20 protein-coding genes and 1 tRNA gene are annotated in these 22,640 nt (G+C 59.9%); 16 read left to right on the forward strand and 5 right to left on the reverse strand.

All coding sequences use genetic code 11. The features are described from left to right. The first annotated feature begins 42 nt into the window (after window positions 1–42). From corA to B9N93_RS16115, 3 genes are all read left to right on the forward strand, one after another. A complete protein-coding gene (gene corA / locus B9N93_RS16105) occupies window positions 43–1,209 on the forward strand; it encodes a magnesium/cobalt transporter CorA (protein WP_085215279.1) in 1,167 nt (388 codons plus the stop codon). Between the two features lie 39 nt (window positions 1,210–1,248). After that, a complete protein-coding gene (locus B9N93_RS16110) occupies window positions 1,249–2,196 on the forward strand; it encodes a glycosyltransferase family A protein (protein ID WP_085215280.1) in 948 nt (315 codons plus the stop codon). Window positions 2,197–2,985: 789 nt separating this feature from the next. Beyond that, a complete protein-coding gene (locus B9N93_RS16115; RefSeq protein WP_085215281.1) occupies window positions 2,986–3,534 on the forward strand; it encodes a DUF1097 domain-containing protein in 549 nt (182 codons plus the stop codon). Between the two features lie 154 nt (window positions 3,535–3,688). On the opposite strand, the gene B9N93_RS16120 is transcribed toward B9N93_RS16115, so the two are convergent. Then, on the reverse strand, window positions 3,689–5,374 hold the full coding sequence (locus B9N93_RS16120) for a L,D-transpeptidase family protein (protein ID WP_085215282.1): 1,686 nt from the start codon (window positions 5,372–5,374) through the stop codon (window positions 3,689–3,691). A gap of 136 nt (window positions 5,375–5,510) precedes the next feature. On the opposite strand from B9N93_RS16120, the gene B9N93_RS16125 reads away from it, so the two are divergent. The 13 genes from B9N93_RS16125 to B9N93_RS16185 all read left to right on the forward strand — a co-directional run bounded on the left by B9N93_RS16125 (window position 5,511) and on the right by B9N93_RS16185 (window position 16,319). Beyond that, window positions 5,511–5,969 carry an SUF system Fe-S cluster assembly regulator gene (locus B9N93_RS16125; RefSeq protein ID WP_085215283.1) on the forward strand — a complete coding sequence of 153 codons (459 nt, stop codon included), beginning with the start codon at window positions 5,511–5,513 and terminating at the stop codon, window positions 5,967–5,969. Between the two features lie 4 nt (window positions 5,970–5,973). Further along, the gene (sufB, locus tag B9N93_RS16130) at window positions 5,974–7,419 is read left to right on the forward strand and encodes a Fe-S cluster assembly protein SufB (protein WP_085215284.1); all 1,446 of its coding nucleotides are present in this window, start codon (window positions 5,974–5,976) and stop codon (window positions 7,417–7,419) included. Window positions 7,420–7,437: 18 nt separating this feature from the next. Next, window positions 7,438–7,644: an AbrB/MazE/SpoVT family DNA-binding domain-containing protein gene (locus B9N93_RS16135; protein ID WP_085215285.1), complete on the forward strand. Its 207-nt coding sequence runs from the start codon at window positions 7,438–7,440 to the stop codon at window positions 7,642–7,644. Further along, window positions 7,641–8,015 carry a type II toxin-antitoxin system VapC family toxin gene (locus B9N93_RS16140; RefSeq protein ID WP_085215286.1) on the forward strand — a complete coding sequence of 125 codons (375 nt, stop codon included), beginning with the start codon at window positions 7,641–7,643 and terminating at the stop codon, window positions 8,013–8,015. The genes B9N93_RS16135 and B9N93_RS16140 overlap by 4 nt, the downstream gene beginning before the upstream one ends. Window positions 8,016–8,056: 41 nt before the next feature. Beyond that, a complete protein-coding gene (gene sufC / locus B9N93_RS16145; protein ID WP_085215287.1) occupies window positions 8,057–8,809 on the forward strand; it encodes a Fe-S cluster assembly ATPase SufC in 753 nt (250 codons plus the stop codon). Window positions 8,810–8,818: 9 nt separating this feature from the next. After that, window positions 8,819–10,126, forward strand: coding sequence for a Fe-S cluster assembly protein SufD (gene sufD, locus B9N93_RS16150; RefSeq protein ID WP_085215288.1), 1,308 nt, complete (start codon window positions 8,819–8,821; stop codon window positions 10,124–10,126). After that, window positions 10,123–11,394 carry a cysteine desulfurase gene (locus B9N93_RS16155; RefSeq protein ID WP_085215289.1) on the forward strand — a complete coding sequence of 424 codons (1,272 nt, stop codon included), beginning with the start codon at window positions 10,123–10,125 and terminating at the stop codon, window positions 11,392–11,394. Before sufD ends, B9N93_RS16155 begins: the two co-directional genes overlap by 4 nt. Window positions 11,395–11,416: 22 nt before the next feature. Continuing rightward, entirely contained in the window at window positions 11,417–12,487 is a 1,071-nt protein-coding gene (locus B9N93_RS16160) for an alpha/beta hydrolase (RefSeq protein ID WP_085215290.1), read from the forward strand. A 20-nt stretch (window positions 12,488–12,507) separates the two neighbouring features. Then, entirely contained in the window at window positions 12,508–12,963 is a 456-nt protein-coding gene (gene sufU / locus B9N93_RS16165) for a Fe-S cluster assembly sulfur transfer protein SufU (RefSeq protein WP_085215291.1), read from the forward strand. Between the two features lie 4 nt (window positions 12,964–12,967). Beyond that, the gene (locus tag B9N93_RS16170; protein ID WP_085215292.1) at window positions 12,968–13,288 is read left to right on the forward strand and encodes a non-heme iron oxygenase ferredoxin subunit; all 321 of its coding nucleotides are present in this window, start codon (window positions 12,968–12,970) and stop codon (window positions 13,286–13,288) included. A gap of 24 nt (window positions 13,289–13,312) precedes the next feature. Next, on the forward strand, window positions 13,313–14,161 hold the full coding sequence (locus tag B9N93_RS16175; protein ID WP_085215293.1) for a hypothetical protein: 849 nt from the start codon (window positions 13,313–13,315) through the stop codon (window positions 14,159–14,161). Between the two features lie 48 nt (window positions 14,162–14,209). Continuing rightward, on the forward strand, window positions 14,210–16,219 hold the full coding sequence (locus B9N93_RS16180; RefSeq protein WP_085215294.1) for a UvrD-helicase domain-containing protein: 2,010 nt from the start codon (window positions 14,210–14,212) through the stop codon (window positions 16,217–16,219). Between the two features lie 23 nt (window positions 16,220–16,242). Then, window positions 16,243–16,319: transfer RNA gene (locus B9N93_RS16185), tRNA-Arg, on the forward strand. A gap of 66 nt (window positions 16,320–16,385) precedes the next feature. Here B9N93_RS16185 and fcl read toward each other — a convergent pair. From fcl to B9N93_RS16205, 4 genes are read right to left on the reverse strand one after another with little or no spacing between them, the layout of a single operon-like run. Further along, window positions 16,386–17,330: a GDP-L-fucose synthase gene (gene fcl, locus B9N93_RS16190; RefSeq protein WP_085215295.1), complete on the reverse strand. Its 945-nt coding sequence runs from the start codon at window positions 17,328–17,330 to the stop codon at window positions 16,386–16,388. A 13-nt stretch (window positions 17,331–17,343) separates the two neighbouring features. Further along, window positions 17,344–18,435, reverse strand: a complete 1,092-nt coding sequence (gene gmd / locus B9N93_RS16195; protein WP_085215296.1) for a GDP-mannose 4,6-dehydratase — start codon at window positions 18,433–18,435, stop codon at window positions 17,344–17,346. Between the two features lie 35 nt (window positions 18,436–18,470). After that, a complete protein-coding gene (locus tag B9N93_RS16200) occupies window positions 18,471–19,835 on the reverse strand; it encodes an HlyD family type I secretion periplasmic adaptor subunit (protein ID WP_085215297.1) in 1,365 nt (454 codons plus the stop codon). Continuing rightward, window positions 19,808–21,949, reverse strand: coding sequence for a peptidase domain-containing ABC transporter (locus tag B9N93_RS16205; protein ID WP_085215298.1), 2,142 nt, complete (start codon window positions 21,947–21,949; stop codon window positions 19,808–19,810). The genes B9N93_RS16200 and B9N93_RS16205 overlap by 28 nt, the downstream gene beginning before the upstream one ends. Between the last annotated feature and the right edge of the window lie 691 nt (window positions 21,950–22,640).

Consider the following 22,640-nt stretch of genomic DNA (forward strand, 5'->3'; position numbering starts at 1 on the left):
CATGGGTTAACATGCCCTGCCCGACAGGAAGCGGACTCCGACATGAAGCACAAAAAAACCAAACGACCCCGGACGGCGGAAGATAAAGCGTCCCCCGCCCACAGCCACTTCTCCCCCAGCGGGCGCATGTTGCGGCTGATGCCGTCCCTGCGCCCGCCCAAAGCCGAAATCCCCACCGCGCCGGTCGCGGCCATCGAGACCACTGCCGAAGCCGGGTTGCGCGTGACTTGCGTCGATTATTGCCCGGAACGCATGGAATGCCGAGATATCACCGATATTCCCGGTTTCCTGTCCCACCACCGGCCCGCCTGGGCGCGGGTGCGCTGGATCAATATCTCGGGCACGCACCGGGTGGAAAACCTACGCCCCTTCGCCGAGAAATACCAATTACACCCCCTGGCAATCGAGGATGTCACCTCGAGTGCCCAGCGCCCCAAAGTGGAGGATTATCCCGGCCATGGCGAAGCGCCGGGCCGCTTGTTCATCGTGGCCCGCGTGGTCCATATGCTGAATGGGAAACTGCACGACGAACAAATCAGCCTATTCCTGGGCCGCACCACCCTCCTGAGCTTCCAGGAAACCCCCGGCGGCGTGTTCGAGCCGATTTACCGCCGCCTCGAAGCCCAGGGCTCCAGGATACGTGACACCGAGGCCAGTTTCCTGTGCTATTCCCTGCTCGACGCCATCGTCGATAGTTATTTTCCCTTCCTGGAGTACTATTCCGACCGCATCGACGAAACTGAGGAGGAATTGCTGGACGATCCACGCCATTTCACCCTGCAAAAAACCCATGCGGTGAAGCGCGGTTTATTATTATTGCGGCGGGCGATCTGGCCGATGCGGGAAATGATCGCCCAATTGCTGCGGGAACGCCACGAATGCCTGTCGGAAACTACGCTGACCTATTTCCGGGATATTTACGATCATTGCGTGCAGATCATCGATCTCAACGAAACCTATCACGAAATCGCTACCGCCCTCACCGAAACCTATATGTCGGTCATGTCCAACCGCATGAACGAAATCATGAAAGTACTCACGGTCATCAGCACCATCTTCATGCCGTTGACCTTCATCGCCGGGGTCTATGGGATGAATATGCCCATCCCGGAAAACCACTGGTCCTGGAGCTATCCGGTGTTCTGGCTGGTCTGCCTGATTATCGGCCTTGGAATGTTGGTCTGGTTCCGCCGCCGCGATTGGATATAATCCCATGGCCCTCCCGCTTACATTCCCCAAGTGCCTGACATGAATTATACCTTCACCATTTTCATTCCCACCTATAACCGCGCCCATCTATTACCCCGCGCCCTCGCCAGTATCGAAGCCCAGACTTTCCGGGATTTCGAGACCGTCATCGTGGACGATGGCTCCACAGATAATACCGAAGCCTTGATCCGGGATTGGCAGGCGCGGGCGGATTTCGAACTGGTGTATTTCAAGCAGCCGAACCAAGGCAAATACGCCGCGCAGAATGCCGGGGTGGCGGCGGCGCGGGGCTGGTTTTTCCTACTGTTGGATTCCGACGACCGATTGTTGCCAGATACTTTAGAGCGCATCCTGCGCCACTGGGAATCGATCCCGGAATCAAAACGCCCGCGTTATGCCGGGGTGGAAGGTTTGGTGGAAAGCATGGATGGACGGCGGGTATTGACCACACCCTACCCAAGCAATCCTTGCGATATCAGCTATCTCGACCTGTATTACCGGCTAGGGATTGGTGGCGATAAAAAGCACGCCATCCGCACCGAAATATTGCGGCGATTCCCCTATCCGCTATTTCCAGGGGAATTGAATAGCCGCGACTCTATCACCTGGAACCGGATCGCCCACGAATATATCTTCCGCTGTGTGAATGAATCGGTGCAACAAGTGGAATACCAACCCGATGGGCTGACCTCCAACCGCTTCCGCATCCGCATGACCAGCCCACGTGGATTCCAGCTATTTTTCCAAGAAGAAATCACCCTGCACCGGGCTTGGCTCGCTCGCAAGCAGCTTCGGCGCAGTACCATCGAATTCATCCGTTTTTCGCTGCATATCGGCCTAGGACCGTGGGCGCAGGGGAAACAGGTGGATTACGATCCGCTCTGGCTATTGTTATTACCGATGGGGTATATACGGTGGTGGGTGGATTTATATCGATTGCGGTTCAAAGGTGGGAATATCCGCAACCGGGCGGTGATACATAATTAACGGGGCAATATATAACCATGTGGCGCATTGAGTTCTGTTCGACTGAGTTCCTGCCCGTCCTTCCCGAGCAATGCCAAGGCAATCCGGGCGCATATGGATTCGAACTGGCTTGGTGGCTAGCCCAAGCACTCGCAAGAAACGGCTTTATTACCAGTTATCCCATAGGGGAAGATTGGGGCTGGCTTATCGAATATATCAGTCCATCCGGCGTGGAATTCACCATCGGATGCGGCAGCATAGGCGAGCCGGGCGCTGGCTATCTCCAAGCTCCGCTTAAATGGTCCATCTTTATTCGACCCATCCCCCTCTCAGGCAATGGCCCAAGGGTATTTCCCACGCATCGGAGGTATCGCGCTTAGGCCAGGCTATTGTCAATATGCTCGATAGCAAAGGCATCGTAGCTGCGCAAGTCGAGATGTAAGGTAAACACCATCGCCTATTATTTGCGCGGCCCAGGATGCGGGTTTTAACTGAGCGAATGAGCCATTCCGCACAAACCCAAACCCGCGCCATGGAATCCGGCGCGAAGACCCTTCCCTGCAAGCCTTTATTCCATATCGGGTTCTGGATATGTCATATCGAAATACCAACGGATCGCGCCTCATAGCGGGATTCGCAGCCAGGCCGAAAAACTATTGCATATCCCATATTGCGACAATATGCCCCGCCCCGCCCGCGTTGACATCGGTGTGGGACGCAAGCATCCTCTGCCTCCCTAAATGGGTTATTGCGCCCATTACGACACTGCGCTTACTTCGTTTTTATTTTTACCGATATGGGATATGAACCATGGATAAACTGACTTCCCTTTCCTTGAGTATTGGCGTTTTATCGGGTATCGCGACCTATTTCGCCGTGGGGCCCGCAGCAGGTGTGTTTTTCATTTGGGCGGCGACCATCGCCTGGGCCGCCTATTTCCTATTGGGTGCCAATTTGGAGGCCGCGATCAATACCGGCGTCAACGGCATCTTCGGGGTGTTCATGGCCTGGGTGACCGCAATATTATTGCTGAAGATAGACCCTAAGGTTTCTATCGGCGTGGAAATCGCCACGGCTTTGATCGTGGGCGGAGCGGTGATTGTTTTGTGCCTATCCGCCAAGCTGCCGCAATTCGCGGTGATCCCGGTGGGCGTCCTGGGGTATTCCTCCACTTTCGCCTATTTGCTGCAAACCCCGGACAAAATGACCCAGGAAGTGCTGTTGGGTGCCAGCCTGAATAATCCGCTCTTGGTGATTTCGATTTCCTTCATTCTCGGCGCGGTATTCGGCCATCTTTCCAATCAACTCGCCAACCAGTTGAATTCCCTACCAAACCCATTCGCTTCGGATAGGGGATGATCAAGAGCAAGTAGCCCGGATGCGGCTTAACTGAATCCGGGCTACGCTAGAACATTTTCGGTTTGGGTATACGCTCAGCCGTAGCGGATCATCTAGGCGGGCACGGAATACGTGCTCACCCTACAAGGAATATGGAAATTTTCTAGTAGCGGATTCAGGAAGGATAGGGAAACCCCTTCTCCAGCAAGGTTTCCAATACCCGATCGTGTCCATAAATATCGCCGAAGAAACTCACCCGCCCTTCCCTGTCGGCCAAAACCGTGGAATAGAAGATATACACCGGGATCGGCTTATCCAGCGTGACATTCTTGGGGTTGTCGCCCTTCATCGCGGCTTCGATCCGCTCCCGCGACCATTCCGCGTTATCCGCCAGCACCCATTCCGCCAGTTTCACCGGGTCTTCCACCCGGATACAGCCATGGCTGAAATCCCGCCGCGAGCGTTGGAATAAGCCCTGGCTGGGCGTGCTGTGCAGGTAGACATTATTGTTATTGGGGAAGGTGAATTTGACCAAACCCAACGCATTTTTGGGACCGGGTCGCATTCTGAGTTTCAAAGCCCCGGAAGCCAGCATCTCGATATTACCGGAACTGGCCGCATAAGGCTGGGCATTGGGGCCGAAATTGGCGACGATCTCCATATTATGCTGAGCCAGATACCCTGGATTACGCCGGGCGATGGGCAGGTATTCCTTGACCGTGATTTGATACGGCACATTCCAATAAGGCCGGAAGGTGACATAGGTCATATCCGAATGAAATACCGGGGTATGACGTCCGTCGATAGCTTCGCCCACGATCACATTCATCTGGATATCGTGGTGGCCGAAACCTTCGCCATCCCTGGAACCATACAACTGGAACGAGGGAATATTCACGATCAGATATAGGCCTTTAATATCCTCCGGCAACCAGCGCAACCGCTCCAAGCCCCATTGGATTTGCCGGACCCGCTCAGCCAGCGGCACATTCAATTGCGCTAAAGTCCCCTTGCCAATCACGCCGTCCGCCATCAGGCCGTGGCGCTTCTGGAATGCCTTCACCGCCGCCGCCAACTCGGGATCGTAGGTTTCCGAATCCGCCAGTTCCGGCTTGATCTCCTTGATATCGCCCAAGGCCAGCAGCAAGCGCCGCAAACCCGGCACATCCTTATGTTTGGCACCAGGACCGAACTTGGCCGGAAAATTCACCGCCACCGTCGGTGCCTCCTTCGCCAAAACCTGATAGCGCACCAAAGCCTCTTTCAGCCAGCCATACACCGGCAGTTTGGGTTCGACCGCATCGACCAGGGTTTTCGGGCTGTCGCTGGCGGCGATGTTCTTGAGTAGCGCGGGCAGGTCCAGCTTTTTGGGTTCGATGCTGAGGCCGAAATCCACATGGCGCGGATTGATCCGCCCCACATATAGGTTGGACACATAGCGCATGGTGGCGAGGCTCAAGGCCAAATCGAACAGCGCCGTCTCGCGGGGATTGGCGTTCGCCAGTTCCGGCGCGGCCAGCCATTGCCTGAGCGAAGCCGCGTCGTAATCGGCGGCGTTCAAGCCCTTGGCGTCGGCCTCGGCCAGGCTGTCGATCATCGCCGCCGCTTGCGGGGTGGGCCGACCGTCCTTGATCCAGAGCGGCATCAGGCTGGTTTGCTGATAAAGCTCGTCAAGTTGGGCCTGATAATCCGGGAACGCGCTCCAGCGCGATTTGGGATGCGTTCCCTCCTTCAACAAGCTTTGGAGATGGGTGGACACCGTATCGGCCGGCGGCTCTTCCGCCCGGACGGGATGGACGAAACACAGGAGTGCGAACAGGCAGAACCAAAGGCTCCCGGTGGGAAAACGGGCGGTCATCATCGGAATAATTATCCTGGCTGGCAAGCGGGCAGAGCACGAAGTATACGCCGATTGCCCACGCCCGCCGGTAATAACCGACCGCTTTACTTGGGCTTTATACAGGACTAGAATGGTCCCCAATCAACGGAGCCTATCCATGCTGCGCATCGGCAAACTCACAGATTACGCCATCATCGTATTGGGCCACATGGCGAAACAGCCCGAGCGGACCTACACCGCTTCCGACCTCGCCAGCACGGCCAGCGTCGCCATGCCCACGGTGAGCAAGATATTGAAGGCACTCACCCGCACCGGCGTCCTCAAATCCACCCGCGGCGCCAAAGGCGGCTACCAACTCGCCCTGCCGCCCGAGCGCACCACCGTGGCCCGCATCATCTACGCGATGGAAGGCCCCATCGCCCTGACCGAATGCGGCCTGGAACACGATGTCTGCGAACAAGCCTCCTGCCATATCCGCGGCAACTGGGCCGTCATCAACCGGGCGATCCGTTCCTCGCTGGAATCGGTCACCCTGGCCGACATGGCCCGGCCCCAAGCGCCCGAGGAAATCCGTATTTCCGCACATCATATCCCTATTTACCCGAGACCGGAGTAACCCCATGGCCGCGACCGCCGAAACCCTGGAAAAGCTGATTAAAAAGGAATATATGCCCGGCTTCGTCACCGATTTGGAAGCCGATACCCTGCCCCCAGGCTTGAGCGAAGACGTGATCCGCGCCATTTCCGCCAAAAAGGACGAGCCGGAATGGATGCTGGAATGGCGTTTGGAAGCCTATCGCCATTGGCTGACCATGACGGAACCGCGCTGGGCCTATGTCGATTACGAGCCGGTGGATTATCAGGCCATCAGCTATTACTCGGCCCCGAAAATCAAAGAAGGACCGAAAAACCTGAACGAAGTCGATCCGAAACTCTTGGAAACCTACAAGAAACTGGGTATCCCGCTCTATGAGCAAGAACGCTTGGCCGGGGTGGCGGTGGACGCGGTCTTCGATAGCGTTTCGGTCGCCACCACCTTCAAGGACAAACTGGCGGCGGCGGGGGTGATTTTCTGCTCCATCTCGGAAGCCGTGCAGAAACATCCCGAGTTGGTGCGGCAATATATCGGCAGTGTGGTGCCGACCGGCGATAACTTTTTCGCGGCGCTGAATTCTGCGGTATTCACCGATGGTTCCTTCGTGTATATCCCCAAGGGTGTGCGTTGCCCGATGGAGTTATCGACCTACTTCCGTATCAATGCCTCGAAAACCGGCCAGTTCGAGCGCACCTTGATTATTGCCGATCAAGACAGCCATGTAAGTTATCTCGAAGGATGCAGTGCGCCCATGCGCGACGAAAACCAACTCCACGCCGCCGTGGTGGAATTGGTCGCCTTGGACCGGGCGCAAATCAAATATTCCACCGTGCAAAACTGGTATCCTGGCGACGAGGAAGGTCGAGGCGGGATTTATAACTTCGTGACCAAGCGCGGCGATTGCCGGGGTTTTCAATCCAAGATTTCCTGGACCCAGGTGGAAACCGGGTCGGCGATTACCTGGAAATATCCCAGTTGCCTCTTGAACGGCGATGAATCGGTGGGTGAATTCTACTCGGTCGCCGTGACCAACCATCGCCAGCAAGCCGATACCGGCACCAAGATGATTCATATCGGCAAGAACACCAGCAGCACCATTATCTCCAAGGGGATTTCCGCCGGTCGTGCCCAGAATAGCTATCGGGGCTTAGTCAAGGTCTTGAAGAGCGCCGACAATGCCCGCAATTATACCCAATGCGACTCCTTATTGATCGGCGACCGCTGCGGTGCCCATACCTTCCCTTATATCGAAGTGAAACAGCCTTCGGCCCAGATCGAGCATGAAGCCAGCACCTCGAAAATCAGCGAGGATCAATTATTTTTCTGCCAGCAAAGGGGATTATCCGCCGAGGATGCGGTGTCGATGATCGTGAATGGCTTCTGCAAGCAGGTCTTCAAGGAATTGCCGATGGAATTCGCGGTGGAGGCGCAGGCTTTGTTGGGGATCAGCTTGGAAGGGAGTGTAGGTTAATTAACCGGGAGTTCGCCAATGCAAACTGTGACCGTCTCGCAAAACCTGGAACTGCCTTTACCCATTGCGATTTGCGAAGCCTTGCATATCAAGCCGGGCCAGACAATCCAGGTGGTTCAACTCGATGACCGCATCGAATTAATTCCGCAATCCAGCCTAAAACAGGCCCGTGGTTTCCTGAAAGGCATAGACACCACCATCGAACGGGAAAATGACCGGCTATGAATGTCGTCGATTCCTCGGGTTGGTTGGAATATTTCGCCGAAGGTCCGAATGTAGAATTTTTCGCCCCGGCCATTGAGGATACCCGGAACCTGATTGTACCTTCCATCAGCCTATACGAAGTGTTCAAGCGGGTATTGATTCAAACCGACGAAGCCCGCGCCTTACGTGCGGTTGCTCTGATGCAGGAAGCCCAAGTTATCGATTTGAATTCAAGCTTGGCTGTTTATGCAGCCCAACTTTCATATCGGTATAAAACACCCATGGCGGATAGCATTATATTAGCCACGGCTTGGACACATCAGGCCATACTGTGGACCCAGGACAATGATTTCGAGGGTTTACCCAAAGTGAATTACATCCGCAAACCATAACCCTCAAAGCCAACGACACAGATCACCGAGATTCAGAGACCATGCTCACCATCGAAAACCTCCAAACCCAAGTCGAAGACAAACCCATCCTCAAAGGCATCAGCCTCACGGTAAACCCTGGTGAAATCCATGCCATCATGGGTCCGAACGGTTCCGGCAAAAGCACTTTGTCGCATGTTTTGGCTGGGCGTTCCGGCTATGAGGTCACCGGCGGCAGCGTGGATTTCAAAGGCCAGAACCTTCTGGACATGAAACCCGAGGAACGGGCGCGGGCCGGGATATTCCTGGCGTTCCAATATCCGGTGGAAATCCCCGGCGTCAGCAATATCTATTTGCTGAAAGCGGCGCTCAACGCTGTGCGGCGGCATCGGGGCGATAACGAAGTCGATGCCATGGATTTCCTGCAACTGGTGAAAGGCAAAATCAAAGCGCTGGGCCTGGATGAGCAATTCCTGTATCGCGGCGTCAACGAAGGCTTTTCCGGCGGCGAGAAGAAACGCAATGAAATCCTGCAAATGGCGATTTTGGAACCCAGTTTATGCATCCTCGACGAAACCGATTCCGGCCTCGATATCGACGCCCTGAAAATCGTCGCCGATGGGGTGAATGCGTTGCGTTCGCCGGAGCGGTCTTTCATTTTGGTGACCCATTATCAACGGCTACTTGATTACATTAAACCGGATTTCGTGCATGTCTTGGCCCATGGCCGCATCGTCAAATCGGGCGGGCCGGAATTGGCCTTGGAATTGGAAGAAAAAGGTTATGGCTGGGTCGAACAACCCGCCGCCGCTTGAGGACGCGCCATGGATTACGCCGAACATTATCAAACCACGGCCCGCGATTTACCGGGCCAGGATTTGCCTTGGCTGCAAACTTTGCGGACACAGGCCGCCGGGCGTTTCGTGATGGGGGGTTTCCCATCGCCGCGTGAGGAGGAATGGAAATACACCAATATCGTGCCTATCGAGAAAAAGCGGTTTCAAGCCAATGTGACCGGAGCGGCGGACTCGCTTGACCCGGCCCGCATCGCGGCTTGGCGTTTGCCGGAAGTTGCGGGACTGGTGTTCGTCGATGGCCGGTTCAATGCGGAATTATCGAACTTGGCAGGCTTGCCGGATGGCGTGACCGTACTGCCCTTGACAGCGGCTTTGGTGGAATGCCCCGAGCGGGTCGAGCCGGTTTTCCAGCGCAGCGCTGGGCGTGAAACCCATGGTTTCGTGGCTTTCAACACGGCTTATTTCCAGGATGGGGCGTTTATCTCGCTAGCGGCGGGCGTGGTGTTGGAACAGCCGCTGCAATTGCTGCATGTTTCGACCCGCAACGATGGGCTGGCGACCCTGCGCCATGTCATCGCGCTGGACCGGCAGGCCCAGGCCCAAATCGTCGAAACCTATGTCGGCCTCGACGGCGCGGCCTCCCTGACGGCGGCGGTCACTGAAATCGACCTGGGTGAAAACGCCATCCTCGACCATTACAAGCTCCAGGCCGAAACCGACAAGGCTTATCACTTCGGCGGCATCTACGCGGGACAGGCGCGTTCGGCCCGACTGTATCAGCACCACGCGGCGTTCGGCGGACTGCTGGCCCGCACCGAAATCCATAGCGCCCTGGGCCAGGGCGCGGAGTGCGAGTTGAACGGCTTGTTCCTCGCCACGGGCCGCCGCCACCTCGACACCCACACCTTGATCCAACACCAAGCCCCCCGCGGCACCAGCCGCGAAACCTACCGGGGCATCGCCGCCGACCGGGCGCGGGGGGTATTTGCGGGCAAGGTCGTGGTCGCCCAGGATGCCCAGAAAACCGACGCCGACATGAGCATCCGCAACCTGCTGTTGTCGGCGGATGCCGAAATCGACGCCAAGCCGCAACTGGAAATCCTGGCCGACGATGTGAAATGCGCCCATGGCGTCACGGTGGGCCAACTCGACCCGCAGTCGGTGTTTTACCTGCAATCGCGGGGGGTGGACGCAGCTTCGGCCCGCAATATGCTGACCTTCGCCTTCGCCAACGAGATGGTGGAGAAAATCCGGCTGGACGGCCTGAAACGACAGGTCCAAGACGCCCTGCTCGCCGCCCTGCCCCAGGCCGATATTCGGGGAGATTGGCTATGAACACCGCCCTGCACATCCAGAAAAGTATTAAAACCATGCCGACCGACACCGGCTACGACCTCGCCCACATCCGCGCCGATTTCCCGATCCTGGCGCAGAGCATCCACGGCAAGCCCTTGGTCTACCTGGACAACGCCGCGTCCACCCAGAAACCCCGCGCCGTCATCGACTGCATCCGCAAGGTGTACGAGGAGGACTATGCCAACGTGCATCGCGGGGTGCATACCCTGAGCCAGCGGGCGACGGATTTGTTCGAGGGGGCGCGGGAGAAGGTGCGGGCGTTCATCAACGCGGCCAGCGGGCGGGAAATCATCTTCACCCGTGGCACCACCGAGGCCATCAATCTGGTGGCGCAGAGCTATGGCCGATCCAAGCTGGGCGCGGGCGACGAAATCCTCATCACCGCCATGGAGCATCATTCCAACATCGTGCCCTGGCAGATGGTGTGCGGCCAGACCGGCGCGGTGCTGAAAGTCGCGCCCATCAATCTCGACGGCGAGTTGATCCTGGACGAATTCGCGGCGCTACTGTCGGACCGCACCCGGCTGGTGGCCGTGGCCCATATGTCGAACGCGCTCGGCACCATCAACCCGGTGGAACAAATCATCGCCCTGGCCCATGAACGCGGCGTGCCCGTGTTGCTGGACGGGGCGCAGGCGATTCCCCATCTCACGGTGGATGTGCGGGCGCTGGATTGCGATTTCTACGCCTTTTCCGGGCACAAGCTGTATGGGCCGTCCGGCATCGGCGTGTTGTACGGCAAGGAAGCCCTGCTGAAAGCCATGCCGCCCTATCAAGGCGGTGGCGATATGATCCGCCAAGTCACTTTCGACAAGACCGAGTACAACAGCCTGCCCTATAAATTCGAGGCCGGCACGCCGAATATCGTCGATACCATCGCCCTGGGCACAGCCATCGACTATGTGCGCAGCCTCGGTATCGAGGCCATCGCCGCCCATGAACACCGGCTGCTGGCCTACGCCACCGAACGTGCCGCCCAGATCGACGGGCTGAAACTCATCGGCACCGCTCGTGACAAGGGCGCGATCCTGTCCTTCACCCTGGGCCGCATCCATCCGCACGATATCGGCACCTTGCTCGACCATTTGGGCATCGCCATCCGCGCCGGGCACCATTGCGCCATGCCGGTGATGGATTTCTTCCAGGTACCGGCCACGGCGCGGGCCTCGTTCGGGCTTTACAATACCTTCGAGGAAGTCGATACCCTGATGGCGGGCCTCCGCCAGGTGATCGAGATTTTCGGCTAAAACGACGACACCAACCCCGGCCATGCGCCTGGAACCTATGGGGCTGATTCCATCCCGTTTAATCTTCAAACTCGCCGGTTCGGCATTAGCGTTGGCAGCGGCCTTTTCCGCCGCCGCGCTTTGGCGCGGCGCGGGGGAATTGGCCCAGCCCAAACGCAAAGCGATCCAAGATTACCAGCGCGATTGGCTCGAACACCCCGCCGCCCACGGTATTTCGCTCCATCACGGCGCTTGCGACGACGGACAAGCGCCCTGCCTGTTCGTAGCGCCCGACCCCGCCACCACACCCGCCCAACGCGGCACCCGATTGCGCGAACAATTGGCCGTGCTGGGAACCTCACCCAAGCCCTATGGGCAAACCAGCGGCATCCTGGTCTTGCTGCATGGCCGCAACGGGCGCAAGGAAGATTTGCTGCCAGTCGCCGAACGCTTCGCCGCCGCCGGGTTCATGAGCGTGATTCCCGACCTCCCGGCCCACGGCGAAAGCCCCATCGAATACTTGCGCTTCGCCACCGCCCCCGACGAACGCGGCATCGTGGCCCACGCACTCAAAGACGCCCGCCGCTTCTTCCAAGCACAGGATGCGCCCGCCGCCCTGTGGGGCATGTCCATGGGCGGCGCATTCGCAACACGGGCAGCGCTCGACGCGCCCCATTTATGGCGGGCGCTGGTCATCGTGGCCAGCTTCGACCGGTTGGAAAACGTGGTGGAAGACCAGCTAGCGCCCCTACCCCCGGCCTTGCTGCCGCCGGTCGAGGCCATGTTGGCGGATTGGATGCGGCTTCGTGGTGGCGCGGATTTGCGCTCGGTACGCCCCGACACCTGGGCCAACCGGGTCGCACTGCCGGTCTTCATGGCCCACGGCGATGCGGATCGCTTGATTCCACTGCGTCGGGGACGGAGCTTATTCGAGGCTTTTGCCAGCCCGGACAAAACCTGGACCTCCGTGCCGGGAGGCGACCATTACAATGTACTGGTCACCGCAATGCCGCTTTATGCCAAGATGAGCGCGTGGCTACTGGCCCATTGCGGCCAGGACAACGCGGCTCCAGAAATATCCGGGTATTCCCAAGCCATCCCGGCCACGCCCTAGACACCGAGGAACCCCAATCCATGCTTGACTCAATCCGTGACCTTTACCAAGAAGTCGTCTTCGACCACAACCGCAACCCGCGCAACTTCCGGGTAATGGACGACGCCAACCGCAAGATCGAGGGTTTTAACCCGCTGTGCGGCGACCGCATCACCTTGTACGTCAAGGTCGATGCGGGCGTGATCGAGGACGTGAGTTTCCAAGGCTCGGGCTGCGCCATCTCCACCGCCTCGGCCTCCTTGATGACCGAAATCGTGCGCGGCCAGACCGAAGCCGAAGCCGAACACCTGTTCGAGACCTTCCACCGCATCACCACCGGCCAGGACGGCGACGCGGTGAATCTGGAGGAAATCGGCAAGCTGGCGGTATTGGCGGGCGTCCGGGCCTATCCGGCGCGGGTGAAATGCGCGACCTTGGCTTGGCATTCGTTGCAGGCGGCGCTCAAGAACGAGGGCGAGACCATCAGCACGGAGTAAAACCATGACCGACTGGACCGACGTAGCCCGCGAGGGCAGCCTAGCCGAAGGCGAACATATCGTGGTGGACGTGGATGGCACCGCGGTCGCCGTGTTCAAGCTCGAAGGCGCGTATTACGCCATCCTGGACGCCTGCACCCACGACGGCGCGGAAATCGCCAGCGGGCGGCTGGAAGGCTGCGAAATCATCTGCCCGCGCCACCGCGCCCGCTTTTCGCTCAAGACCGGCCAGGTGTTGTCGCCCCCGGCCTACGAAGACCTTCCCACTTTCCCGGTGCGGGTCGAGGGCGGGCGTATCCAGGTCCGGGACGCCCGCTGGGATTGAAGGCGACTCCCGCCCACCGCCCGGATGAAACCATGGCTTGTCGGCTGGGCCTTGGTCCTGGCGCTGGATTGGGACGCGGCGGAAGCGCGGAGCCTGCGCGGCAAGCGCCTGAAATCCACCCCCGACACGGCGGCAACCGATAGCGGCGACCGCAAAAAAACCGATAGCCTCGCCATCGAAGCCGACGAATCGGTCGCCGAACAGGTCAACGACCCCGCCTCCTTCCTGCGCGAAATCAGCCTCGACACCCGTATCGAACACGGCACCGGACCCGATCCCACCACCCTTGAACTCACCCCCACCCTGGCCCTGCCCCTCGGCCAGAGGTTCCGCTTCGAAAGCGGGATTCCGGTGCTGCTGAACGGTCCCGGCGACCGCAACGATATCGAACCGGGGGATCTCTATGGCTCGCTGGCCTATATCTTCGCCTCGACCCGGAGCGCCAATTATCTGGCCGACCTACGTATCGATTTCCCCACCGGCAACCTCCCGTTCAACGCCGGACAGGACGTCGCGCTTTGGCATGTGGGGCTGGGCGCGGTGGGCTACGCCTTCCAAGAGTTTGGCTTCCTGCTGGTTTCCAAACTGGAATACCAGCGCTCGATCCCCCGCGGCCGGGGAGACGCCCGCATCGCCGACCTGCTGGGCAATCTCGCCCTGGTCTACCTCTGGTCCGATACCGCCTATTTGCGCGGCGAATTCACCCTCACCCTGAACGAACGGGCGGGTTGGCGCAATGCGGGGCTATTCGCCGTGGAAGCGGGCTGGGTGTTCTTCGATCATTATTCGGTGGCGCTGGGCTACGAGTTCGACGCCTGGGGCAGCCCGGAACTCCGCAATGCCGCCAATCTCGCGCTGGGCTATCTATTCTGAACCGCAGGGCGGGTACAATCCGCCGCTTCCCACTTTCCACCGCCACCCATGTCCCAACTTAATCCCCAACAACACGCCGCCGTGGTCACGCTGGATTGCCCGCTCCTGGTCCTGGCCGGGGCCGGCAGCGGCAAGACCAAGGTCATCACCGAGAAAATCGCCCATCTCATCCGGCAAGGCACCCCGGCCCGTAACATCGCCGCCGTCACCTTCACCAACAAGGCGGCGCGGGAAATGAAATCCCGCGTGGGCCGCATCGTGGACGAGCGCCATATCCGGGGACTGACGGTCTCGACCTTCCACGCCCTGGGCCTCGATATCGTGCGGCGCGAACACAAGGCGCTGGGTTTCAAGCAGAACATCTCGATCTTCGACGAACACGACCGCCTGGTGCTGCTCAAGGAACTCATCAAGCATTCGGTGTCGGAATGGGATATCGACAAGGCGGAAAGCTACGCCTGGCAAATCAGCCGTTGGAAAAACCTGTTCATCATCCCGGAACAGGCCCAGGCGGAACCGGAAGGGCTGCATCCCGGCGTGGCCCGGCTCTATGGCGAATATGTGCGCCATCTGCGGGCCTATAACGCGGTGGATTTCGACGATTTGATCCTGTTGCCGGTGCTGTTGTTCCAGGACCAGCCGGAAGTATTGGAGCAATGGCGGCACAAAATCCGCTATCTGCTGGTGGACGAATACCAGGATACCAACCAGACCCAATATCAACTGGTCAAGCTGCTGGCCGGGGCGCTGGGCCGCTTCACCGTGGTGGGCGACGACGACCAGTCGATCTATTCCTGGCGCGGTGCCCAGCCGGAAAACCTCGCGCATTTGCAACGCGATTATCCCCGGCTCAAGGTCATCAAGCTGGAACAGAACTACCGCTCGACCGGGCGCATCCTCAAGGTCGCCAACCAACTCATCGCCAACAATCCCCACCCGTTCGAGAAACGGCTGTGGAGTGCCTTGGGCTATGGCGACCCGCTGCGGGTGCTGAGCCACAAGGACGACCTCCAGGAAGCCCGCAACCTCGCCACCGACCTGGTCCATCACCGCTTCCGCCACGGCGGCAAATATCAGGATTATGCCATCCTCTACCGGGGCAACCATCAATCACGGCCTTTCGAGCAGGCGCTGCGCGAACACAGCATCCCCTATTTCATCAGCGGCGGCATGTCGTTCTTCGGCTATACGGAAGTGAAAGACATCCTGGCCTATCTGCGGCTACTGGTGAACCCGGACGACGACGCGGCCTTCCTCCGCATCGTCAACGTGCCGCGCCGGGAAATCGGCCCCGCCACCCTGGAAAAGCTCGGTGCCTACGCCAACCGGCGGCACATCAGCCTGTTCGCGGCCTGTGCGGAATTCGGCCTGGAACACAGCCTGCCCGAAGCGGGTTTGCGGCGGCTGCGGCATTTCTGCGGGCAGATTTCCGCCGTGGCCGAACAAGCCCGGCAAGGCGACGCCTTCGCGGTGATCGATGACTTCGTGGCCGCCCTCGGCTACGAACAATGGCTGAAGGACAGCCTCGACAATAACGACACCGCCAAGCGCAAGATGGGCCAAGTCCGCGAACTGCTGGACTGGCTGAAACGCATCGCCCACGAAGACCCCGCCAAACCGAAAAGCCTGCCCGAAGTCGTGGCCCGCATCATGCTGCTGGACGTGCTGGAACGCGGCCAGGAGGAAAAAGCCGGCGACCGGGTCAACCTGATGACCTTGCACGCCGCCAAGGGCTTGGAATTCCCGCATGTCTACCTGGTCGGCCTGGAGGAAAACATCCTGCCGCACCAAGCCAGCATCGAGGCCGACACCGTGGAAGAAGAACGGCGCTTGGCCTATGTCGGCATCACCCGCGCCCAGCGCACCCTGACCCTGAGCTATTGCAGCCACCGCAAGCGCCAGGGCGAATTGCAAAGCACCCAGCCCAGCCGCTTCCTGGACGAGTTGCCGCAGGACGACCTGGAATGGGTGAACCGCAAACCCCCAGACCCCCAACTCCAGCGCGAATACGGCATCGCAGCCCTGGCCCATATCCGCAGCCTGTTAAACAAGCCCTGAATGCGTTAGAATGGGCGTCCTCAGTGCCCGTAGCTCAGTTGGATAGAGTGTTGGCCTCCGAAGCCAAAGGTCGTGGGTTCAAGTCCCGCCGGGCACGCCAGATAAAACAAGGGGTTAGCGAAAGCTAACCCCTTTTGTTTTGCCCACGACACGCCCGGTTCTCTCCTCACATCCGCAATTCCGCCGCGTGTTGCAAATACCAACGGTAGGTCTTGCCGATACCTTCGGCCAAGGAAGTCCCCGCCCGCCAGCCCAGCGCCGACAAGCGCGACACATCGAGCAGCTTCCTGGGCGTACCATCGGGCTTGGTCGCATCGAAACGCAATTCGCCCGCGAAACCCACCTCGGCCCGGATCATATCGGCCAGTTCGCGGATCGACACATCCTCGCCGGTCCCGACATTGACGATGCCCTCCTCCGAATAATTCTCCAGCAAGAACACCACGGCCTCGGCCAGATCGTCCACATAGAGGAATTCGCGCCGGGGCGTGCCGCTGCCCCAGACCGTGACGGCGGCATCGCCGCGCTGCTTGGCCTCGTGGAATTTCCGCAGCAGGGCCGGCAGGACGTGGGATTTCTCCAGGTCGAAATAATCGCCCGGCCCGTAGAGGTTGGTGGGCATCAGGCTGATGGCGTCGAAGCCATATTGCCGCCGGTAGGCTTGGCACATTTTTATACCGGCGATCTTGGCGACGGCGTACCACTCGTTGGTGGGTTCCAAGGGGCCGGTGAGCAGATATTCCTCGCGCATGGGCTGGGGCGCGGCCTTGGGGTAGATGCAGGACGAACCCAGGAACACGAACTTGCGCACCCCGGCCCGGTAGGCGCACTCGATCAGGTGGCTCTGGATGAACAGGTTGTCGCGGATGAAATCGGCGGGATAGCTATCGTTGGCGAGGATGCCGCCGACCTTGGCGGCGGCGTCGATCACCACGTCGGGTTTTTCAGCCCGGAACAGGGTTGCGACGGCGCGGTAATCGGTCAGGTCCACCTCGTTCCGGTTACGGATCAACAAGTTACGATAACCCCGCCTTTGCAAACAGCGCACGACCGCCGATCCCACCAAGCCCCGGTGGCCCGCCACGAAAATCTTCCGATCCTGGGTGTCCATCTGCGCGCCTCGCTTATTCTTCGCTGCGGTCGGGGATGGCATAGCCTTCGCGGCGGCAGAGGGCGTCGCGCTCGGCGGCTTTCATATCCTCGCGCACCATTTCCTCGACCAGTTGCCGGTAGGAAATGCTAGGGGTCCAGCCCAGTTTTTCCCGCGCCTTGCTCGGGTCGCCCAACAGGGTTTCGACTTCGGCGGGGCGGAAATAGCGCGGGTCGATTTCGACCAGACAGCGCCCGGTGCCGACCTCGTAGCCTTTTTCCCCGACGCCTTCCCCGCGCCATTCCAGCCGGATATCCAAAAATTCCGCCGCCGTCTCGACGAATTCCCGCACCGTATGCTGGATGCCGGTGGCGATGACGTAATCGTCGGGCGTGGGCTGTTGCAGCATCAGCCATTGCATTTCGATGTAGTCGCGGGCATGGCCCCAATCGCGGCGGGCGTCGAGGTTGCCGAGATGCAGCCGGTCCTGCATCCCGGCCTTGATGCGGGCGAGGCCGCGGGTGATCTTGCGGGTGACGAAGGTTTCGCCGCGGAATTTACTTTCGTGGTTGAACAAGATGCCGTTGCAGGCATACATCCCATAGGCCTCCCGGTAATTGACCGTGATCCAATAGGCGTAGAGCTTGGCGACGGCGTAGGGCGAGCGGGGATAGAACGGCGTGGTTTCGCGTTGCGGGGTTTCCAGCACCTTGCCGAACAGTTCGGAGGTCGAAGCTTGGTAGAACCGGGTTTTGTCGGTAAGCCCCAAAATGCGGATGGCTTCCAACAACCGCAGCGTGCCCAGGCCGTCGGCGTCCGCCGTGTATTCCGGGGTCTCGAACGACACTTGCACATGGCTTTGCGCCGCGAGGTTGTAGATTTCGTCGGGCCGGACCTGCTGGACGATACGGATCAAGTTGGTGGAATCGGTCAGGTCGCCGTAATGCAGGATGAAGCGCCGGTGATCGACATGGGGGTCTTGGTAGAGGTGGTCGATGCGCTCGGTGTTGAACAGCGAGGCCCGCCGTTTCACCCCATGCACCTCGTAGCCCTTGCCGAGCAGGAATTCGGCGAGATAAGCCCCGTCCTGGCCGGTCACGCCGGTAATCAACGCCACTTTGGTCATGGTTGTTCTCCCTTCGTTTAAGGTTTTGGCGGCGGTCACGGTTCGCGCATCGATTCGTCCAGGGCGCGGGTCAAAGGCCACAGCAGATAGGACATCACCGAGCGCTTGCCCACCACGATTTCCGCCGTAAGGGTCATGCCGGGCAGCAGGCGGGCATGGGCGGGCAAGCGCCGCAAATGGTTGTCGCCCAGTTCGATGCGGCTCAGGTAATAGGCGTCCAAGCCGTCGGCCTGGGCATTGGCGTCGCGGCGGAAAGCGTCCTCGCTGAGGGTCCGCACCTTCGCCTCCAGCGTGCCATGGCGCTGGAAAGGATAGGCGTCGAGCTTGAGATGCGCGAGGTCGCCGGGTTTGACATAGCCCACGTCCAGGGAATCGATCTGGACCTCGGCCTCCAGCTGGGCATCGAGCGGAACCAGGGTGAACAAGGCTTCCGCCCCCCGCGCCACCGAGCCTTGCGAGAGCTTGGCGATTTCCAACACCACGGCGTCGGAGGGCGATGTGAGCGTCACCAACTTCTGGCGCTTGTCCGCCTTCTGCAATTGCTCCTTGATCGAATCGCGCTCCCGCGTGACCGCCAATAGCTCCTCCATGGTCTTTTGCCGCCAACCCTTCTCGAACGCCGCCTTTTCCGCCTGGGTCGAAGCCAGTTCCTTGCGTAGTTCCTGCTCGCGGTTGATCGCCAATTGCATATCGCGCTCCACTTCCAAGCGCCGCTCGCGGGCTTCCAGCAAGCCGGTCTTGGGACCGAGTTGGCGTTCAACCAGGCTTTGCTGCATGGTTTCCATTTCCCGCAACGGCTCGATGCGCTCGGCCAGCGCCTTTTGGTCGCGGCGGTCGGTTTCGATGGCGGCTTGCAGGCGGGCGAGGCTTTCGTCGAAATGGGTGATCTGGGCCGCGTAATTAGCCCGCCGTTCGTCCAGGAGTTCGGCTTGCAGCTGGGTGTCGGCATCGACCGGGGCGGCGGGCGACGGACCCAGCTTACCGGCCAGCTCGGCTTGGAGGCGGCGGGTCTCGGTGTCCAGGCTGTTGAGGCGCACCCGCAACTGGGCCTCGTCGGCGCTGGCGAAGGTCGGGTCCAGGGTCGCCAGCCGCTCGCCCTTCCGCACCACCTGGCCCAGGCGCACATCCAGGCTCTGGATGATGGCGGTTTCCAAGGGCTGGACCACGATATTGGGCAAGGGCGTGACCAAGCGCCCATGCGCCACCACCACCCGCTCGATCTCGGAAAAATAGGCCCAGGCCAGGAAGACCACCAAGACGGCGAACAGGACGTGCAAGGTCAGCCGGGCCACCCGCGGCAAGGGGGCGCGTTCGATCTCGTCGGCGTCGGGCAGGAAATCGACCGCCGTGGCCGGATGGGCCGGTTCCGGGCCTACAGGTGGCTGGTTTGTTGATGCCATAGTTGTTGATAAGTGGGGCAGCGGGTCAGCAATTCTTGGTGGCGACCGCTATCGACCAAGCAGCCCCGCTGCATGACCAGGATGGCATGGGCGTTGACCAGGGTGGACAGGCGGTGGGAAATCATGATGACGGTGCGGCCCACGGCGATGCGCGACAGGTTGCGGATAAAAATAGCCTCGCTTTCGGGGTCGAGGGCGCTGGCGGCCTCGTCGAGGATCAGGATGCGCGGCTTGGTGAGCAGGGCGCGGGCGATGGACAGGCGCTGTTTCTGGCCGCCGCTCAGGTTCGAGGCGTTCTCCTCCAATAAGGTGTCGTAACCCTGCGGGAAGCGCTCGATGAATTCTTCCGCCCCCGCCGCCTGGCTGGCGGCGACGATCTCCTCGAAACTGGCGTCGGGCCGGGCCACGGCGATGTTGTCGCGGATGGTGCCGCGGAACAGGAAATTCTCCTGCAAGACCACCCCGATCTGGCGGCGTAGGTGGGCCAGGTCGATCTCGCGGGCATCCACGCCGTCGAAACGGATGATACCTTCCTGCGGCGCGTACAAACCCTGGATCAGCTTGGTCAGCGTGGTTTTGCCCGAACCGCTGCGGCCCACGATGCCCACCACCTTGCCCGCCGGGATGACGAACGCGGCCCGGTCCAAGGCGGCGGTGTTCGATTCCGGGTAGCGGAACGTCACGTCCTCGAAGCGGATTTCCCCGACCAATTGCGGCCTGAGGTTGCCCGCGCCGGGACGGCTTTCCGGGGGCCGGTTCATCACCTCGCCCAACATCCGCACCGACAGGGCGGTCTGCTGGTATTGGTTGACCAGGGCCACGATCTGCACCAAGGGCGCGACCACCCGCCCGGAAATCATCTGGAAGGCGATCAGGGCGCCCACCGTGAGGGTCTGGTCGAACACGTCCTGGGCGCCGATGACGATGACCGTGACCGGCAACAGCTTCCCCAGGAAATCGGTGAGGGCGTTGCCGACGATGGCGAGCTTGCCGACCTTGAAATGCGAGGCGATCGACAACGCGGAGAGCTGGTCCCAGGCCCGGCGCTGGGCCGGTTCGATGGCCAACGCCTTGACCGTCCGCATGCCATGGATGGTCTCGACCAACAAGGCTTGGCGGCTGCCCTCGGCCCGGTACAGCGCATCCAGCAAGCGGCGGAAGGTCGGCATCAACAAGCCCACGGTGGCGACGATGACCGCGGTGAACCCCAGCACGATCATCGCCAGCTTGACCGAATAGGCGAACAGGATGGGCATGAAAATCCCCAGCGCAGCCAGGTCCAGGGTAGTGGTGAACAACTGCCCGGTGAGGAATTGGCGGATGATTTCCAATTGCTGCATATGGCGGACCACCACGCCCGCCGCCGCCGTCTCGAAATAGTCGATGGGCAAGGACAGCAAATGGCCGAACGCCCGCCGGGTGATCCGCATATCGATCTTGTTGGTGGCGGCCAGCGTCAGCAATTGGCGCAGATAGCCGAACACCGAATCGAACAACAGCGCCAAGGCGATCCCGACCGCCAGCACCCACAGGGTGGAAACGCTCTTGTGGACCAAGACCTTATCCACCACCAACTGGAAAAAGATCGGCGTCGCCAGCCCCAGCACATGCATCCCCAAGGCGGCGATGGCGATATCGCGGAAGGCGTCCTTCTGGCGCAGGATTTCCGGCACGAACCAGCGCAGGCCGAACGGCTGGTCCGGGTCGTTCAGGGCGTGACGGCGCTTGAGGAACACCACCTCCCCGCTCCAACGCTCGCGGAACTGCCCGCCCGGAGCCAAGATGACCTCGGCCTTGCCCGCCATGGGATCGATCAAAGCCACCCGCCCGCCCTCCTGGGGCTGGACCGCGACCACGATCACCATATTGCCGCCGTTCAGCCGGGCCATGAGCGGGAATACCCCGTCCTGCGCCAACAGCCCTTCCCAAGTGAGTTTTTGCAGCTTGGCCTTGAGCCCGATGTCCTGGGCCATGCGGAGCAATAAAGCGGGCCGGGGCTCCTCCGCGCCCAGGGCGTATTCGTCGATCAGCCGCTCCGGGTGGACCCGGAGTCCATGGTGCTGGGCGATGGCGGTGAGGCACTGGACGGCGGTATGCGGAAAAGCGGCGGGCATGGGCGTGTTCGGAAATGGACGGGTCTGGTGGGTGTCATGGATTGGCCGGGACAAGGCCGGCCTTGAGGGAAGTCTAGTGCCCAATCCTTCCGCGTGCGCGGTGGCGGACACAGGGTCCACCGATCCGGCTCCATGGCTGGATATGCGCCCTGCGATACGGGCGCGTCTGCCGATCAGGCCCGCGCCTTCCACATGAGCTTAGTAGTTTTAACAGTGTTCACAACCTCTACAGTATAAATACCGTTAGTTTTTATAAACATATTCCGCCCATCCAAACCAAAACAAGGCAGATTTAAATCCTTGAATATTTTACGTGAAAAAATTTCCAGGCTATCCAGCGGGCGATATCCTGCAGCGTCATCTCCTTAGACGCCTGACTCAAACTACTGTCTCTATAAAAAACATATATCAAATAAAAATTACACAAAAATAATACTAAAGTTTCACACAGCCCTACCGCTACATACTGAAAAATCTATCTGTAGACCCTGGCCCGCGACCAACCATCCCACTGCATCGATCCACATGGGACACCCAAACCCTGGGCCTGAAAACAGTATTTAAAGGTTTAACTATCTGGTGGCGAGCGTATCAATCTGAAAATGTTGTCTGCCTGATATTTCATTTTTATACCTGAATGAATGAATGAATACCGATGCCGGGTCATCGTGGACATTCCAAATAACTTGAA

The organism is Methylomagnum ishizawai, from assembly GCF_900155475.1.
Taxonomy (GTDB): domain Bacteria; phylum Pseudomonadota; class Gammaproteobacteria; order Methylococcales; family Methylococcaceae; genus Methylomagnum; species Methylomagnum ishizawai_A.